Source organism: Microbacterium sp. NPDC058062 (assembly GCF_042885375.1).
GTDB classification, from domain to species: domain Bacteria; phylum Actinomycetota; class Actinomycetes; order Actinomycetales; family Microbacteriaceae; genus Microbacterium; species Microbacterium trichothecenolyticum_C.
In genome coordinates this window covers 328,295-344,645 of record NZ_JBHVSC010000001.1, presented here as the reverse complement: position 1 = coordinate 344,645, position 16,351 = coordinate 328,295, and the positions used below count along the sequence as shown (strand labels likewise).

The 16,351-nt window shown below is 69.8% G+C and carries 12 protein-coding genes; 4 read left to right on the top strand and 8 right to left on the bottom strand.

Translation table 11 applies throughout. The features are described from left to right. Positions 1-5: 5 nt before the first annotated feature. Genes ACFVSU_RS01605 through ileS form a run of 3 tightly spaced genes read right to left on the bottom strand, consistent with a single transcriptional unit; the run spans position 6 to position 5,142 of the window. Complete coding sequence (locus tag ACFVSU_RS01605) at positions 6-407, bottom strand: DUF4233 domain-containing protein (protein ID WP_387137099.1); 402 nt, start codon at positions 405-407, stop codon at positions 6-8. Beyond that, on the bottom strand, positions 404-1,762 hold the full coding sequence (locus ACFVSU_RS01600; protein WP_387137096.1) for a bifunctional folylpolyglutamate synthase/dihydrofolate synthase: 1,359 nt from the start codon (positions 1,760-1,762) through the stop codon (positions 404-406). Before ACFVSU_RS01600 ends, ACFVSU_RS01605 begins: the two co-directional genes overlap by 4 nt. Next, a complete protein-coding gene (gene ileS, locus ACFVSU_RS01595) occupies positions 1,759-5,142 on the bottom strand; it encodes an isoleucine--tRNA ligase (protein ID WP_387137093.1) in 3,384 nt (1,127 codons plus the stop codon). Before ileS ends, ACFVSU_RS01600 begins: the two co-directional genes overlap by 4 nt. Before the next feature lie 324 nt (positions 5,143-5,466). Between ileS and ACFVSU_RS01590 the strand changes: the two genes are divergently transcribed. From ACFVSU_RS01590 to ACFVSU_RS01580, 3 genes are all read left to right on the top strand, one after another. Beyond that, positions 5,467-6,804, top strand: coding sequence for an MFS transporter (locus tag ACFVSU_RS01590; protein ID WP_387137090.1), 1,338 nt, complete (start codon positions 5,467-5,469; stop codon positions 6,802-6,804). 146 nt (positions 6,805-6,950) lie between these two features. Continuing rightward, entirely contained in the window at positions 6,951-9,566 is a 2,616-nt protein-coding gene (gene valS / locus ACFVSU_RS01585) for a valine--tRNA ligase (RefSeq protein ID WP_387137087.1), read from the top strand. Position 9,567: 1 nt separating this feature from the next. Continuing rightward, on the top strand, positions 9,568-9,816 hold the full coding sequence (locus ACFVSU_RS01580) for a hypothetical protein (RefSeq protein WP_056367450.1): 249 nt from the start codon (positions 9,568-9,570) through the stop codon (positions 9,814-9,816). A gap of 11 nt (positions 9,817-9,827) precedes the next feature. On the opposite strand, the gene ACFVSU_RS01575 is transcribed toward ACFVSU_RS01580, so the two are convergent. The 3 genes from ACFVSU_RS01575 to ACFVSU_RS01565 are packed head-to-tail and all read right to left on the bottom strand — an operon-like array spanning position 9,828 to position 12,042. Next, a complete protein-coding gene (locus ACFVSU_RS01575; RefSeq protein WP_387137082.1) occupies positions 9,828-11,180 on the bottom strand; it encodes an MFS transporter in 1,353 nt (450 codons plus the stop codon). After that, positions 11,177-11,407 (bottom strand): hypothetical protein, encoded by a 231-nt coding sequence (locus ACFVSU_RS01570; RefSeq protein ID WP_310291077.1) that lies wholly within the window; start codon positions 11,405-11,407, stop codon positions 11,177-11,179. The genes ACFVSU_RS01575 and ACFVSU_RS01570 overlap by 4 nt, the downstream gene beginning before the upstream one ends. Beyond that, entirely contained in the window at positions 11,404-12,042 is a 639-nt protein-coding gene (locus ACFVSU_RS01565) for an ArsR/SmtB family transcription factor (RefSeq protein WP_387137079.1), read from the bottom strand. Before ACFVSU_RS01565 ends, ACFVSU_RS01570 begins: the two co-directional genes overlap by 4 nt. A 120-nt stretch (positions 12,043-12,162) precedes the next feature. Here ACFVSU_RS01565 and ACFVSU_RS01560 point away from each other — a divergent pair, with 120 nt between their 5' ends. After that, positions 12,163-14,214, top strand: a complete 2,052-nt coding sequence (locus ACFVSU_RS01560) for a M3 family metallopeptidase (RefSeq protein ID WP_387137076.1) — start codon at positions 12,163-12,165, stop codon at positions 14,212-14,214. A 7-nt stretch (positions 14,215-14,221) separates the two neighbouring features. On the opposite strand, the gene ACFVSU_RS01555 is transcribed toward ACFVSU_RS01560, so the two are convergent. Both ACFVSU_RS01555 and ACFVSU_RS01550 read right to left on the bottom strand, forming a co-directional pair. Then, the gene (locus ACFVSU_RS01555) at positions 14,222-15,340 is read right to left on the bottom strand and encodes an epoxide hydrolase family protein (protein WP_387137073.1); all 1,119 of its coding nucleotides are present in this window, start codon (positions 15,338-15,340) and stop codon (positions 14,222-14,224) included. 9 nt (positions 15,341-15,349) lie between these two features. Next, positions 15,350-16,336 carry a serine hydrolase domain-containing protein gene (locus ACFVSU_RS01550; protein WP_387137070.1) on the bottom strand — a complete coding sequence of 329 codons (987 nt, stop codon included), beginning with the start codon at positions 16,334-16,336 and terminating at the stop codon, positions 15,350-15,352. Positions 16,337-16,351 lie beyond the last annotated feature (15 nt).

Below are 16,351 nucleotides of genomic sequence, written 5' to 3'. Positions count from 1 at the left end.
GCTGATCAGGCGTGGGGAGGAGGATCCGCCGCGAGGCGCGCGTTGCGCCGGTCGAGAGCGGCCCCCTTGATCGTCGCATACCCGTACATGCCGCCGAAAATGAGCGCGACGATGGCGAGCGCCGGCACGAGGAAGGCGCCCAGCAGGACGACGACCTGCAGCACCCAGCCGAGCACGATGCCCCACCGGTAGCGCACGACCCGTGTCGTGAGGATCATCAGCACGGCCAGTCCGGCCCCCGCGACGATGCCCCACCACGGCGGGACCGACGCGGGAAGCGCCTTCAGACCGTAGACGACCAGGCCGCCGAGGAAGACGACGATCGACTCGAAGCCGAGCACGATCGTCGCGAGCGACTCCGCCGCACCGCGGGGGCGCCGGGGCTTCGGCTGCTTCTCGTCGGTCACGCGTTCCACCCGGACTTCCAGTCCTCGTCCGCCGCGAGGGCGAGGGCCTCCCCCGCGAGCACGACCGACCCCGCGATCACGACGGCACGCCGATCGGATGCTGAGGCCCACGCGCGCGCCGCCTCCGCGGCATCGGCGAGGTCCCGGTGAACGGAGACGCGCAGATCGTGCGCCTCCGCGAGGTCAGCGATGGCATCCGCGTCCTCGGCCCGCTCCGAGTCGGGGGCGGTGGCGAACACGTGGGCGGCGACCGGGGCGATCTCGGACACGATGCCGGCGGCATCCTTGTCGGAGAGCACGCCGAGCACCACACCCCATTCGTCGAAGTCGAACGCCTCGCGCAGCGCGGTGACGAGGGCGCGGGCGCCATGCGGATTGTGCGCCGCGTCGACCAGCACGGTCGGGGCCGCGCCGACGAGCTGGAGGCGTCCGGGGGAGGTCGCTCCCCCGAGGCCCTCCGCCAGCACGTCGCCGGCGATCGGCTGCGACGCTCCACCGACGAGCGACTCGACCGCCGCGATCGCGAGCGCCGCGTTGAAGCCCTGGTGGGCGCCGTAGAGCGGCAGGTACTCGTCCTCGTAGGTGCCGGCGAGGCCGCGCACGGTGATCTGCTGCCCGCCGACCGCGAGGCGCTGCTGGGCGAGCGCGAACTCGGAGCCTTCGAAGGCGATCGTGGCGCCGTGGGCGGCCGCGGCTTCGCGCAGCACTGCCTCGGCAGCGGCATCCTGCCGGGCCGACACCACCGCTGCGCCGTCCTTGATGATGCCCGCCTTGACGCTCGCGATCTCGGCGATCGTGTCGCCGAGCCGGTCCGCGTGGTCGAGGTCGATGGGCGCGAACACCGCGACGTCGCCGTCGGCGGTGTTGGTGGAGTCCCACGACCCGCCCATGCCGACCTCGAGCACGAGCACGTCGATCGGCACGTCGGCGAACGCGACGAACGCGAGCACCGTCAGCAGCTCGAAGAACGTGAGAGGCGCGTCGTCGGCGGCGGCGAGCTCCGCATCCACCAGGTCCACGAAGGGTGCGATCTCGTCCCACGCGTCGGCGATCGCCGCGTCGGCGATCGGCTCGCCGTCGACCATGATCCGCTCGGTGAACCGCTCGAGGTGGGGACTCGTGAACAGGCCCGTGCGCAGGCCGTGCGCGCGCACGAGGGTCTCGATCATCCGGCTGGTCGACGTCTTGCCGTTGGTTCCGGTGACGTGGACGACGCGGTACGTCTTCTGGGGATCGTCGAGCAGCTCGAGCACGCGCCGCGTGCGCTCGACGCGCGGCTGCACCCACCGCTCCCCCTGGCGCTCGAGGAGCGCCTCGTAGACGGCGTCGGCGCGCTTGCGGTCGCGATCGCTCATGCCGTGGCCTCCGTCCGGCCGACCGAGACGGTGAAGGCGCCGCGGTTCGCATAGGTTCCCGCGTCGACCACTGCCTCGAACTCGATGGGTGTCCCGGAATCACCGGATGCTGCGAGCTCGGCCGTGCGCGTGCGCACGCTGTGGGCGAGCGCGAGCGTCTCGCCTGCCACGTCGGCGATGTCGAAGGCTGCGGAAACCGCCTCGCCGTCGGCCTCGTCGTCGAACACGAGACCGAGGCGGATGCGGTCGCTCACGTCGAACCCGGCCGCCTTGCGGGTGTCCTGCACGGCGCGGATCACGTCGCGGGCCAGACCTTCCGCCTCGAGCTCGGGCGTCGTCGTCGTGTCGAGCAGGACGAAGCCGTCGCCCGCGAGCAGGGCGATCGCCGTGCCGTCGGCGACGCCGCCGGCCTCGAGCGTGAGGTCGTACTCCCCCGGCTCCAGGGCGATGCCGTCGACGACCACGACACCGTCGCGCTCCTCCCACACGCCCGCCTTCGCGCCCGAGATCACGTGCTGGACCTGCTTGCCCAGGCGTGGGCCCGCGGCGCGCGCGTTCACGCTGAGTCGCTTGCTGATGCCGTAGCGCTCCGAGACGTCGTCGCCGAGCTCGATGAGCTCGACCGACTTCACGTTGAGCTCGTCGCGCAGGATGCCGTCGAACTGCGCGAGGGACGCAGCATCCGGAACTGCCACCGTCAGGGTGGGAAGCGGCAGGCGCACGCGACGGCCCTCCTTCTTGCGCAGGGCGTTGGCGACGCTGGATGCCTCGCGGACGGCGTCCATCGCGGTGCGGATGTCATCCGCCGCGGGGAAGGCGTCGGCGTCGGGCCAGTCCTGCAGGTGGACGCTGCGTCCGCCCGTGAGGCCCTGCCAGATCTTCTCGGAGACCAGCGGGATGAGCGGGGCGGCGACGCGCGTGAGCGTCTCGAGCACGGTGTAGAGCGTGTCGAACGCCTCGCGACTGGTCGGGTCCTCGGAGACGCCCACCCAGAACCGGTCGCGCGAGCGGCGGATGTACCAGTTGGTCAGCGCCTCGGCGAAGTCGCGGACCTTCGCCGCGGCGAGCGTCGAATCGAGCACCTCGAGATCGGCGGCGACCTCGCGCACGAGGTCACCGGTGAGCGCCAGGATGTAGCGGTCGAGCACATCCGTCGAGTCGGTGCGCCACGAGGCGTGGTAGCCCTCGCCACCGGCGCCGCCCGCGGCGTTCGCATACGTCGCGAAGAAGTACCACGCGTTCCACAGCGGGAGCAGGAACTCCCGCACGCCCGCGCGGATGCCCTCCTCGGTCACGACGAGGTTGCCGCCGCGCAGCACCGAGCTCGACATCAGGAACCAGCGCATCGCGTCGGACCCGTCGCGGTCGAACACCTCGCTGACGTCGGGATAGTTGCGCAGCGACTTCGACATCTTGAGCCCGTCGCTGCCCAGGACGATGCCGTGGCACGACACACCGGTGAACGCCGGGCGGTCGAACAACGCCGTCGAGAGCACGTGCATCACGTAGAACCAGCCGCGCGTCTGCCCGATGTACTCGACGATGAAGTCGGCCGGCGAGTGCTCGTCGAACCACTGCTGGTTCTCGAACGGGTAGTGCACCTGCGCGTACGGCATCGACCCCGAGTCGAACCAGACGTCGAACACGTCCTCGATCCGGCGCATCGTGCTCTTGCCGGTCGGGTCGTCCGGGTTCGGGCGCGTGAGGTCGTCGATGTACGGACGGTGCAGGTCGACCTCGCCGTCCGCGTTCGTCGGGAGACGCCCGAAGTCACGCTCGAGCTCCTCCAGCGACCCGTAGACGTCGACGCGCGGGTGCTCCGGGTCGTCGCTCTTCCACACCGGGATCGGCGAGCCCCAGTACCGGTTGCGGCTGATCGACCAGTCACGTGCGCCGTCGAGCCACTTGCCGAACTGGCCGTGCTTGACGTTCTCCGGCACCCACGTGATCTGCTCGTTGCCCGCGAGCATGCGGTCCTTGATGTCGGTGACGCGCACGAACCAGCTCGACACCGCCCGGTAGATGAGGGGGTTCCGGCAGCGCCAGCAATGCGGGTACGAGTGCTCGTAGCTCGCCTCGCGCAGCAGGCGCCCCTCCTGCTTGAGCAGGCGGATGAGCGGACGGTTCGCGTCCATCCACAGTTCGCCGGCGACATCCGTCACCTGCGGGAGGAAGCGTCCGCCGTCGTCCAGGCTCATGATGAGCGGGATGCCGGCGGCCTCGGTCACGCGCTGGTCGTCCTCACCGAAGGCCGGTGCCTGGTGGACGATGCCCGTGCCGTCGCCCGTCGTCACGTAGTCGTCGACGAGGAGGCGCCATGCGGTCTGCGTGCCCCAGATCGAGGCATCCGCGTAATAGTCGAAGAGACGGTCGTACGTGACGTTCTCGAGGTCGGCGCCCAGCACCGTCTGCTCGACGGCCTCGCGTGCGGCCTCGACGGAGTCGTACCCGAGGTCCTTCGCGTAGCCCGCGAGCAGATCCTCGGCGAGGAGGTAACGGTGTGCGGTCGCGCCCTCGGGGTCGTCTCCCGCCGGGACGTCGGCCGCCCCGAGGGGACCGCCGGGAACGACGGCGTAACGGATGTCGGGCCCCACCGCGAGGGCGAGGTTCGTGGGCAGGGTCCACGGGGTCGTCGTCCAGGCGAGGGCGCGCACGCCGGTCAGCCCGAGCGCCTCCGCCTTCACGCCCGTGAGGGGGAACGTGATCGTGACCGACGGGTCCTGGCGCATCTTGTAGACGTCGTCGTCCATGCGCAGCTCGTGGGCCGACAGCGGTGTCTCGTCGCGCCAGCAGTAAGGCAGCACGCGGTGCCCCTCGTAGGCGAGGCCCTTGTCGTAGATCGTCTTGAACGCCCACAGCACGGATTCCATGTACGTGAGGTCGAGCGTCTTGTACCCGCGCTCGAAGTCGACCCAGCGCGCCTGGCGCGTGACGTAGTCCTCCCACTCCCGCGTGTAGGCGAGGACGGACTCGCGCGACTTGGCGTTGAACGTGGCGATGCCCATCGCCTCGATCTCGCTCTTCTCCGTGATGCCGAGCTGCTTCATCGCCTCGAGCTCGGCCGGGAGGCCGTGGGTGTCCCAGCCGAAGACGCGATCGACCTTCTTGCCCCGCATCGTCTGGAAGCGCGGGAAGACGTCCTTCGCGTAGCCCGTCAGGAGGTGGCCGTAGTGCGGCAGCCCGTTGGCGAAGGGCGGGCCGTCGTAGAAGACCCATTCCTCGGCGCCGTCGCGCTGATCGATCGATGCGCGGAAGGTGCGGTCGGCCTCCCAGAACGCGAGCGTCTGCTGCTCGATCTCGGGGAAGCGAGGGCTCGGAACGACGGCGGCCGGCGCGGCGTCGGCCGCGGGCCCGAAGGCGGAGGGTCGGGGGTAGGTCATGTTCTCTCGCAGGTGCTCGCTCGTGTGCTTCCTGCGGGGACGACACTGCCTGGATCCCTGACCAGACGTACCGCGGTACCACCCTGCATTGACGCTCGGCCCTTCGACAGGCTCAGGGACCGAGACGCCCTCTCTCATTGCGGCTGTGACGGGCCTGACCCGCTCGGTTCTACTGGGGGCGCCACGTGCGTGGGGTCCTGTTCTTCCGAGAGCTCCCCGGTGATGGCCGGATCCGCGCTGGTCCGACGAGTCTACCGTGGCTGTGCAAGAGGGAATGCGGCGACCGTCGCCGGGGTTTCTGGACTCGTGCCAAGATTGACGCCCGTGACCGCAGCAGCACCCGAACCCGCGCTCGCCCTCGAGACCGCCCCGACGCGTCGCGTCGCGTGGGCGTCGATGGTGGGCACCTCCCTCGAGTCCTTCGACTTCTACCTGTTCGCCTACTTCTCGGCGTTCTTCGTCGGCCCGCTCTTCTTCGACCCGCTGGGCGAGTTCGGCGCGACCAGCGCGGCGTTCCTCACGATCGCCCTCGCGTTCGTCGTGCGCCCGATCGGCGCCGTGATCTTCGGGTACATGGGCGACCGCCTCGGCCGCCGGGCGACCCTGCTGTGGACCGTCGCCATCATGGGCGTCGCGACCGGCCTCATCGGCCTCCTCCCCACCTATGCGCAGGCGGGCTGGCTGGGCGCGATCCTGCTGATCCTCCTCCGCATCGTGCAGGGCCTGTCGCTCGGCGGCGAGTGGGGCGGCTCGATCCTCATCGCCACCGAGAACTCCGGCCCCGTCAAGCGCGCCTTCTACGCCGCGGTGCCCCAGCTCGGATCCCCCGTCGGCTCGATCCTGTCCGCGACCGTGTTCATCGTGCTGACGACCGTCCTCCCGGCGGATCAGATCGCGGAGTGGGGCTGGCGCGTCCCGTTCCTCCTCGCGATCCCGCTGCTGCTGGTGTCGCTGTACCTGCGATGGTCGATCACCGAGACGCCGGTGTTCGAGCGCGTCGTCTCCGAGGGGCGCCGCGACCGCGTCCCCTTCCTCACGATGTTCGCGAAGCGCCCCGGCGCCATGGCCATCGCCATCGGTGCGGCCCTCCTCGGCATCGGGTCCTACTCGCTGATGAACACGTACACCGTCAACTACGGCGTGGAGCAGCTGGGCTTCAGCTTCCAGGACCTGCTCATCGCGACCACGATCGGCGGTCTGCTGCAGCTCGTCACGATCCCGCTGTTCGGCGCGTGGGCCAGCCGGGTCGGGTCGGCGAACGTGGTCGTGTGGGGCGCGCTGGGCACGCTCCTCATCACGTTCCCGATGTACTTCCTGCTCCAGTTCGCGACCTTCCCGATCCTCATCGCGACGATGCTCGTCGGCGGCATCCTCCCGACGATGGCCTGGGCCGCGCTCGGAGGTCTCATGAACGACCTCTTCCCTGACCGCTTCCGCTACTCGGCGCTGTCGTTCGCGTACGCGCTGGCGGCGACGATCAGCGGCTTCGTGCCCTACCTCACGTTCGAGCTCGGCGTGGCCACGGGCTTCGCGTGGTGGCACCCGGGCGTGATCCTCGCGATCATGTCGGCCATCACACTGGTCTCCGCGTGGCTGGCCTCCCGGCGCACCGTCGAGCCCGAGCTCGCGAGCGACCCGGCGACCGCGACGGCCAACGCCTGAGCGAAGACGCCGGAAAGCGAGCGGATGCCGGAACCCCCGGCATCCGCTCGCTTCTCCCGGTGCATGGACACCCGGGTAGAATCGAGCGACATCCCACACTCAGGCACGCTCACACAGTGCCGCACATATCGCCTCGAGGAGACGCCATGACCGACGCCCGCCCCGCACAGGGTCAGATCCCGGACAAGCCCGCGCTGGAGGGCCTCGAGGAGAAGTGGGATGCCGCCTGGTCCGGGCAGGGCACGTACCTGTTCGACCGTGCTCGTGCCGCACAGGTCGGTCGCGCCGGCGTGTACTCGGTCGACACTCCCCCGCCGACGGCGTCCGGGAGCCTGCACATCGGGCACGTGTTCTCGTTCACGCACACCGACCTCAAGGTGCGGTACGAGCGCATGCGCGGGAAGACCGTGTTCTACCCGATGGGCTGGGACGACAACGGCCTGCCCACCGAGCGCCGCGTGCAGAACTACTACGGCGTGCGCTGCGACCCGTCGCTGCCCTACGACGCCGACTTCACGCCGCCGTTCGAGGGCGGCGACAACAAGTCGAGCCGCGCCGCCGACCAGGTGCCCGTCAGCCGCCGCAACTTCATCGAGCTGTGCGAGAAGCTCACGGTCGAGGACGAGAAGCAGTTCGAGGCGCTCTTCCGCCAGCTGGGCCTCAGTGTCGACTGGACGCAGACCTACCGCACCATCTCCGACGACACGATCCGCACGAGCCAGCGTGCGTTCCTGCGCAACCTCGAGCGCGGCGAGGCCTACCAGGACCTCGCGCCGACGATGTGGGACATCGACTTCCGCACCGCCGTGGCCCAGGCAGAGCTCGAGGACCGCGAACAGCAGGCGTCGTTCCACACCATCGACTTCCCGTTCGCGGACGGCTCGGGCGCGATCACGATCGAGACCACTCGTCCGGAGCTGCTGCCGGCGTGCGTCGCGATCGTCACGCACCCCGAGGGCCCCCACAAGCACCTCATCGGCACGAAGGTGCGGAGCCCGTTCTTCGGCGCCGACATCGAGATCCACGGCCACCACCTCGCCCAGCCCGACAAGGGCACGGGCGCGGCGATGGTCTGCACGTTCGGCGACGTGACCGACATCGTGTGGTGGCGCGAGCTCCGCACCACCGACGGCCGCCACCTGCCGAACATGACCACGATCGGCCTCGACGGGCGCTTCCTGCCCCAGGCGCCCTCGATCGTCGCGAACGCCGAGGCGGGCGCGTGGTACGAGGCCGAGATGGCGGGCAAGACCGTCTTCTCCGCCCGCAAGGCCCTCGTCGAGAAGCTGCAGGAGACCGGCGACATCACCGCCGTCGGCAAGCCGTTCATCCACGCGGTGAAGTTCTTCGAGAAGGGCGACCGTCCGCTCGAGATCGTCTCGACGCGCCAGTGGTACATCCGCAACGGCGCACGCGATGCCGAGCTGCGCGACAAGCTCATCGCACTCGGACAGCAGATGTCGTGGCATCCCGATTTCATGCGGGTCCGCTACGAGAACTGGACCAACGGTCTCACCGGCGACTGGCTCGTGTCGCGCCAGCGCTTCTTCGGCGTGCCGATCCCGCTGTGGTACGGACTCGACGAGAACGGCGAGCGCGACTACGACCGCGTGCTCACCCCCGACCTGGCGTCGCTTCCGGTCGATCCGTCGACCGACGTGCCCCCGGGCTACAGCGCCGACCAGCGCGGCGTCGCGGGCGGCTTCGACGGCGAGAACGACATCTTCGACACGTGGGCGACCTCGTCGCTCACGCCGCAGCTGGCAGGCGGCTGGGATCGCGATCCGGAGCTCTGGAACCTCGTGGCCCCGTTCGACATGCGCCCGCAGGGTCAGGACATCATCCGCACCTGGCTGTTCTCGACGATGCTGCGCAGCGCCCTCGAGGACGACCGTGCACCGTGGATGGATGCCGCGATCTCGGGCTTCATCGTCGACCCCGACCGCAAGAAGATGTCGAAGTCGAAGGGCAACGTCGTCACGCCCGCTGACATCCTGGCGCAGCACGGCTCGGACGCGGTGCGGTACTGGGCGGCCTCGAGCCGCCTCGGCACCGACGCGGCGTTCGACCCGCAGAACCCGACGCAGATCAAGATCGGCCGCCGCCTCGCGATCAAGGTTCTCAACGCCGCGAAGTTCGTGCTGTCGTTCCCGGTTCCCGAGGGTGCCGAGGTGACCCACGCCCTCGACGCATCGATGCTCGCGACGCTCCACGGCGTCGTGCGCGACGCCACGAAGGCGCTCGAGAACTACGACCACGCCCGTGCGCTCGAGGTGACCGAGTCGTTCTTCTGGACGTTCTGCGACGACTACCTCGAGCTCGTCAAGGAGCGCGCGTACAACCAGACCGACGCAGGTCAGGCCTCCGCCGCGCTCGCGCTGCGCCTGGCGATGTCGGCGCTGCTGCGCCTGCTGGCCCCGGTGCTGGCGTTCGCGACCGAAGAGGCCTGGTCGTGGTTCAACGACGGCTCGGTGCACACCGCAGACTGGCCCGTCGCACCGGACGAGGAGTGGGGCGACCCCACGGTGCTGACCGCCGTGAGCGCGGCGCTCATCGGCATCCGCCGCGCGAAGACCGAGGCGAAGGCGTCGCAGAAGACCGCGGTCGCCCGCGCCGTCCTCGCCGGCCCGGCCGCCGCGCTCGATGCGCTGCGGCTCGCGGAAGGCGACCTCAAGGCGGTCGGCCGGATCACCGAGATCGAGTACGTCGACGCCGAGGCCGTCTCCGTCACGGAGATCGAACTCGCTCCCCAGGAGGTGTGACATGCAGCTCGGAACACGCTGGACCTCGGGTGACGAACCGCCGAAGGCCGTCCCGGCCGCGCTGGTGCGCGGCATCCGTTCCGTGGATGAGACGATCCCCGCCGACCAGCTCGGTCAGCCGCGTCCGCGCTGGACGCTCACGTGGTTGGAGGGCAAGCCCATCGCGGAGCTCGACACGGGTGTGATCGTGTCGCTGGACGCCGACGGCGAAGCCGTCGTCCGGCACGATCCGGACGACGGCTTCGCCTAAGCCTCAGCGGCTCATTCCTCCGGCGCGTCGTGGTGCGACGCCGAGAGGAGCAGCCGGATGGCGAAGAGGGTCGCGACGAGTGTCACTCCCGCGGCGATGAGGAACGGCAGCCGCAGATCGATGCGGGCCACCCATCCGCCGAGGAGCGTCGCGAACGGGAAGATGCCCCACGTGAACGTGCGGGTGATCCCCAGCACGCGGCCGAAGATGTGACCCGGCACGATCGTCTGACGCAGCGCGCCCCACGGCACGTTCCACACGGAGACGGCCGCGGCCATGAGGCCGTACGCGATGGTTCCCGTGATCGCCTCGGGCGCCGCCCACACCGCCGCGAGGCTGATGGCTGCGACGACGTTGGCGCCGAGCATCACCGGGCCGCGACCGAACTTCGCGACGAGCGACGAGGCCACGAGTGACCCCGCGAGTCCCCCGAGCCCGATTCCGGCGGTGACCACGCCGATCGCGGCCGCCGGCACGTGCTGAACGTCGAGGAAGTACAGGTACACCGGTGCCTGGGCGAACGCGAAGGCCGAACCGACGATCGAGGTGAAGATCACCATCGAGCGCAGGAACCGGTGATTCCAGAGGTACACGAAGGCGTCGCGAGCCGAGACGTTCGGACGGGCGGTGGCGGCAGCATCCGTCTCCGTCGCCTCTTCGGAGGCCGCCAGCGGGTCGCCGGCTGCGACCGCCGCCTCAGCCCGCACCGCCGTGGCGCGCGCTTCGTGCAGCGGACGAGCGGCCGACAGCGGGAGCATCACGGCGAGCACGATCGGGATGAGGTAGCCCGCGGCGCCCACCCAGAGCGGCAGCGCGAGCGAGATCGCGAACAGGACGCCGCCGATCGGCGACGAGATGAAGCTGTCGATCGTGATCTGCGCTGCCTGCATCCAGCCGTTCGCGCGATCCAGCGCCGGGCGCTTGACGACAGCCGGCATGATCGCGTTGGTCGCGTTGTCGAACAGCGTCTCGCCGAGACCGAAGACCAGCACGCCGGCGAACAGCCACCAGATGTCGAGAGCCCCCGAGACGGTGAGCAGGGCGAGCCCGACCGCAGCGAGTCCACGGATGCCGTTGGCGATCGCCATGATCCAGCGGCGATCGAACCGGTCGACGAGCATGCCGGCCGGCAGGCCGAAGACGAGCCACGGGAGGAACGCGAGCGCGGTGATCGCCGAGATCGCGAGCGGGTCGCGGGTCAGGGTGGTGGCGATGAGTGGAACCGCCACGCGTCCGAGGCCATCCGCGAGGTTGCTGAACGCGGCCGCGGTCCACAGCTTTCCGAAATCGCGGCCGAGCGGGACCCTGCGTGCCCGCCCGGCCGACGATCCGGTCCGCTCGGCCGTGTCGACGCTGTCGCTCACCGCGGCAGCAGCCCCATTGCGGCGCGTGCCTCGGCTTCGCGCCGAGCCCCGACCACGGCGGCCTGGGCGGTCAATGCGCGACGCTCTTCGGCGTCGTCTCGCTTCTCGACGCGTGCGACGACGTACGCGTCGAGAGCGGATGCTGCGCGCAGCAGCGCGCGGTCGAATCGGGTGGCGGATGCCCGGAACCCACGTGCCGCGAGTTCGTCTGCCGTGATGGCGGTCATGACTGTCCTCCTATTTGCGGGAGCGGGAAGAGGTCTGCCCGGATGGTGACGGGGCGGACGTTCTCGCCGGTCTGATTGCGGTAGTTGTCGACGGTCTCGTCGATGAGCGCCATGATCTTGAGCGCCAGGTCTTTGCTCTGCTCGGCGGTGAGGCGCGCGGTGGCGGTGGAGATCAGCGTGCCTTCCTGCCACATCTCGTCCTCGCCGCCGATGCCGCGGTTGACGAAGTCGAGCAGCTGGTCGTTGCGGTTGCGCAGGAACTCGTTCATCACGACCTGCGTCGCCGCACGGCCGGCGGGCGTCGCCATCGCATCCGGGTTGGCGAATGACACGCCTCCGACGGGACGCTCCCACCACCGCTCGCGGCCGGTGCCGCGATCTTCGGCCTCCCGGATCAGGTCCTGCTTGGCGAGAGCGCGGAGGTGGTAGCTCGTCGACCCGCTGGACTCCCCCAGCCGCTCCGCGAGCGAGCTCGCCGTCTGCGGGCCGTACTGGCTGAGGATGTCGTAGATCTTCACGCGCAACGGGTGCGCCAGAGCCCGGAGCGCCCCGGAGTCGAGGACGCGATCCTGGTTGTGACGCTCCTCGGTGCGGGCGGCGGCATCCGTGGTCTCGGGTGTCTCGTTCTCTGCCATGACACCAGAGTAGCGATGCAAAGAAGTCTTTGCAAGTACTTCTTTGCAACCAATAGTTTGCAAGCTGCTCTTTGCAAAAGACTCTCGGCATGGGCGGGCGGCGTGACTAGGCTGGACGCCATGCCGAACGAGAACCCGCTCCTGTCCCCCAGCACGCTGCCGTACGGTCTGCCCGAGTACGCGGCCATCCGCCCCGAGCACTACCTGCCAGCGTTCGAGCAGGCGTTCGCCGATCACACCCGCGAAGTGGCGGCGATCACGCGCGTGCGCTCTATGCCGACGTTCGAGAACACGCTGGTGCCGCTGGAAGAGAGCGGTCGTCTCCTGGGTGACGTCGCCCGCACGTTCTACACCGTGTCGTCGGCCGACGCGACGCCCGAGATCCAGGAGATCGAGGAACAGCTCGCGCCCCTCATGTCGGCGCACCAGGACTCGATCCAGCTCGACTCGGACCTGTTCTGGCGCATCAGGACGATCCGCGAACAGCTCGACCAGCTCGATCTGACGCCCGAGCAGCGGTACCTCGTGGAGCGCCACCACACCGAGATGGTCCACGCCGGTGCGGGACTGGACGACGCGGCGAAGCAGCGCCTCACGGAGCTGAACCAGCGGCTGTCGACCCTCACCACGCAGTTCGAGAAAAACCTCCTCGCCGACTCCAATGACCTCGCGATCGTGTTCGACGACGCGTCCGAGCTCGACGGGCTCTCCGAGGGCGAGCTGTCGGCGGCGGCTCAGGCCGCAGCGGATCGCGGGCTCGAGGGCAAGTGGGTCGTGACCCTGACCCTCTTCACGGGGCATCCCTACCTGTCGAGCCTGACCGACCGTGGATCCCGTGCGCGCCTGCTCGCGGCATCCCGCTCCCGGGGCGCGCGCGGCAACGAGCACGACAACCGCGCCACCCTGCTCGAGATCGTCAGGCTCCGCGCCGAGCGGGCGGCGCTGCTCGGCTACGACTCGCACGCGTCGTACATCACGTCGGACGAGACCGCCGGCTCCCCCGCAGCGGTCCACGACCTGCTGCGCCAGCTCGCCGCGCCCGCCGCCCGCAATGCCCGGCGCGAGCAGGCCAAGCTGCAGGCCATCATCGACTCCGAGCCGGAGCCGTTCGCGCTGGAGGCGCACGACTGGGCCTTCTACACCGAGAAGGTGCGCGCGGCCGAGTACGACCTCGACCGCGCCGCGCTGCGCCCCTGGTTCGAGGCGGAGCGGGTGCTCCAGGACGGCGTGTTCCGGGCGGCCACCGATCTGTACGGCATCACGTTCGCCGAGCGAGCGGACCTCGGGGGCTACCACCCCGACACCCGCGTGTTCGAGATCCACAACGCCGACGGATCGACGCTCGGGCTGTACATCCTCGATCTGTACACGCGCGACACCAAGCGCGGCGGCGCCTGGATGAACTCGATCGTGCTGCAGTCGCGGCTGCGCGGCACACAGCCGATCGTGGTCAACAACCTCAATGTGCCGAAGCCGGCCGAAGGGCGGCCGACTCTGCTCAGCCTCGACGAGGTGACGACGCTGTTCCACGAGTTCGGACACGCGCTGCACGGGCTGTTCGCGACCGTGACGTACCCGCACTTCGCCGGCACCAACGTCTACCGCGACTTCGTCGAGTTCCCCAGCCAGGTCAACGAGATGTGGATCTACTGGCCCGAGATCCTCGCTTCGTACGCCCGTCACATCGACACCGACGAGCCGCTGCCTGCCGAGATCGTCGAGAAGCTGCACGCGTCGGAGGCGTTCAACCAGGGCTTCGCGACGAGCGAGTACCTCGCGGCGGCATGGCTCGACCAGGCGTGGCACTCGCTGTCGGTCGACGGCGCTGCCGCCGACATCGACGTCGCGGCCTTCGAGGCGGCCGCACTCGCCGACATCGGGCTCGACAACGCGGTCGTGCCGACCCGCTACTCGTCGACCTACTTCGCCCACGTCTTCTCGGGCGGTTACAGCGCCGGGTACTACTCGTACATCTGGAGCGAGGTGCTCGACGCCGACACGGTGGAATGGTTCCGCGAGAACGGCGGCCTCCGTCGTGAGAACGGCGATCGCTTCCGCGGCCGGCTGTTGGGCGTGGGCGGGTCGAAGGACCCGCTCGAGGCCTACCGCGACTTCCGGGGCCGCGACGCCGAGATCCAGCCGCTGCTCGAGCGCCGCGGACTGGCAGGCTAGCCGACGTTCACAGCAGGCCGAGCTCGCGGGCGAAGGCGCACACCCGCTCGGCCATCACGGCGGGCACTTCGGCGATCGCGAAGTGCCCGCCCTCGTCGAGCCGCTCGAAGGTGCGCAGGTCGCGGTAGAAGCGTCGCGCCAGCGACTCGGGGTAGTCGCCCTCGTGGCGCTGGATGTGGACGGATGCCGGAACCACGACCGGCGGCATCTCGTCGGGCTGGTCGGCGCCTTCGTAGTACGGCCGGAACGAGGTGCCGATGCTCTGGGTCGTCCAGTAGATCATCGCCTCGGTCAGGATGCGGTCGCGGGAGATCCGTCGCTCGACCGCGCGCGGGTCGCCCTGTGGAGTGTCGCTCCACTCCACGAGCTTCTCGGTCAGCCAGGCGAGCAGTCCCGCGGGCGAGTCGTTGAGGGCGGCGGCAAGCGTGTCGGGCCGGGTCGCCTGCACGTGCCCGTAGGCGCCATTGGCGCCGCCCCAGTGCTCGAGACGTGTGAAGAAGGCGACCTCGTCGGGGGCGGTGAGGAGTGGGCGCTCGGCCATCGAGGGGAAGTGCGAGTGGGTGACGACGACGCCCGACACCGACTCCGGGTACGATCCCGCGATCAGGTCGTTGACGTTCGCCGACACGTCCTCGCCGTAGGTCAGGTAGGCCTCGTAGCCGAGCACATCGGTCATGAGGGCATGCATCGTCGCAGCGAGCCGGGTCTCGGTCATCGGGCCTTCGGCGTACGCGGACGAGTACGCAAAGCCGGGGAAGCTCGGCACCACGAGGTGGAAGTCGGGCAGCAGATCCGCGAAGTCGAGCTGCAGCGCGAACGTGTGCGGCCAGCCGTGCATCACCAGGAGCGCGGGCGCGTCGTCGCGGGCGGCGCGCAGATGCGCGAAATGGATCGTCGTGTCGCCGATGTCGGCGAGGAACTGCGCGTGCCCGTTCAGCCATGTCTCTCTCGCGCGCCAGTCCCAGTCGCGCCACGCCTCGACGAGGGTGGTCAGATAGTCGGCGTCCATGCCTGACGGCGGTCGCCGCGGCGATTCCGGAAGTGGCCGGAACCGGTCGAGGCGCTCCTGCAGATCGGCGAGTGCGGCATCGGGCACGTGGATCGAGAAGGGGCGGACGGTGGGCATGGCCCGAAGCTACTCGGCCCCTCCGACACCGCCGGCCCGGATCGCGCTCATCAGCTCGCGGACGCGGACGAAGGTCGGCACCTCGGCGTTCGCCAGGCCGGTGACCGTTGTCGCCGTCGGAGGGTGGTGCCGGCTCACCGCCACCACGCCATGGTCGCCGCCGACGATGGCGAGATCCTCGCCATCGAGCCACACCCCGCGGCCGTAGCCCAGCCCGTCGCCCGCGTCGGCGGTGACCCGTTCGGTGAGCAGCGCCACGAGCGAGGGGTCGACGACGCGCCCCGCCAGGAGCGCCAGCCAGAACAGGTGAAGATCGCCCGCGGTGGAGTGCGCTCCCCCGTCGCCGGATCCGACGACCGGCAGTTCGAACACGTTGGTGCGGCCGTCGTCCTTGTAGCCGGTCGCCGTGCCCGGTGGGAGCAGATCGGAGCGGGGGAAGCCCGTCGAGGTCATGCCGGCGGGCTCGAACACGCGAGCCCGCACGAGGTCGGCGAACGGGATGCCCGAGGCGCGCTCGGCGATGATCGCGAGCACGACGTAGCCGCCGTTGCAGTAGGAGAACCGCTCGCCCGCGCGGAACTTCGTCGGGAAGCCCTCGAGCATCGGCAGATAGGCGGGCGTGGAGTCGAGGCTCTGCACCGGCACGCTGAGAGGCGCCAGAGCGTCGACTTCCTCGTCGAGATAGTCCCCGATGCCGGACGTGTGGCTCAGGAGATGGTCGATGGTGACGTCGTCGGCGATGAGCGGCAGGTCGTCCTGAAGGATCTCGCGCGCGGGAGTGTCTTGCCGCAGCAGGCCGTCGCCGATGAGCGAGAGCGTGGTGAGCGCGGTGAAGGTCTTCGTTCCGCTCGCGAGCCCGAACCGCGTCGCAGGGGTGTTCGGCGCACCGGCGGTACGGTCGGCAAGCCCGACAGCCCACTCGCCCAGCACGGCGTCACCACGGCGCGCGCTGATGACGCCGCAGAAGCCCTCGAGGTCCGGCGCGACATCGCCCATGCGTAGGACTCCCGC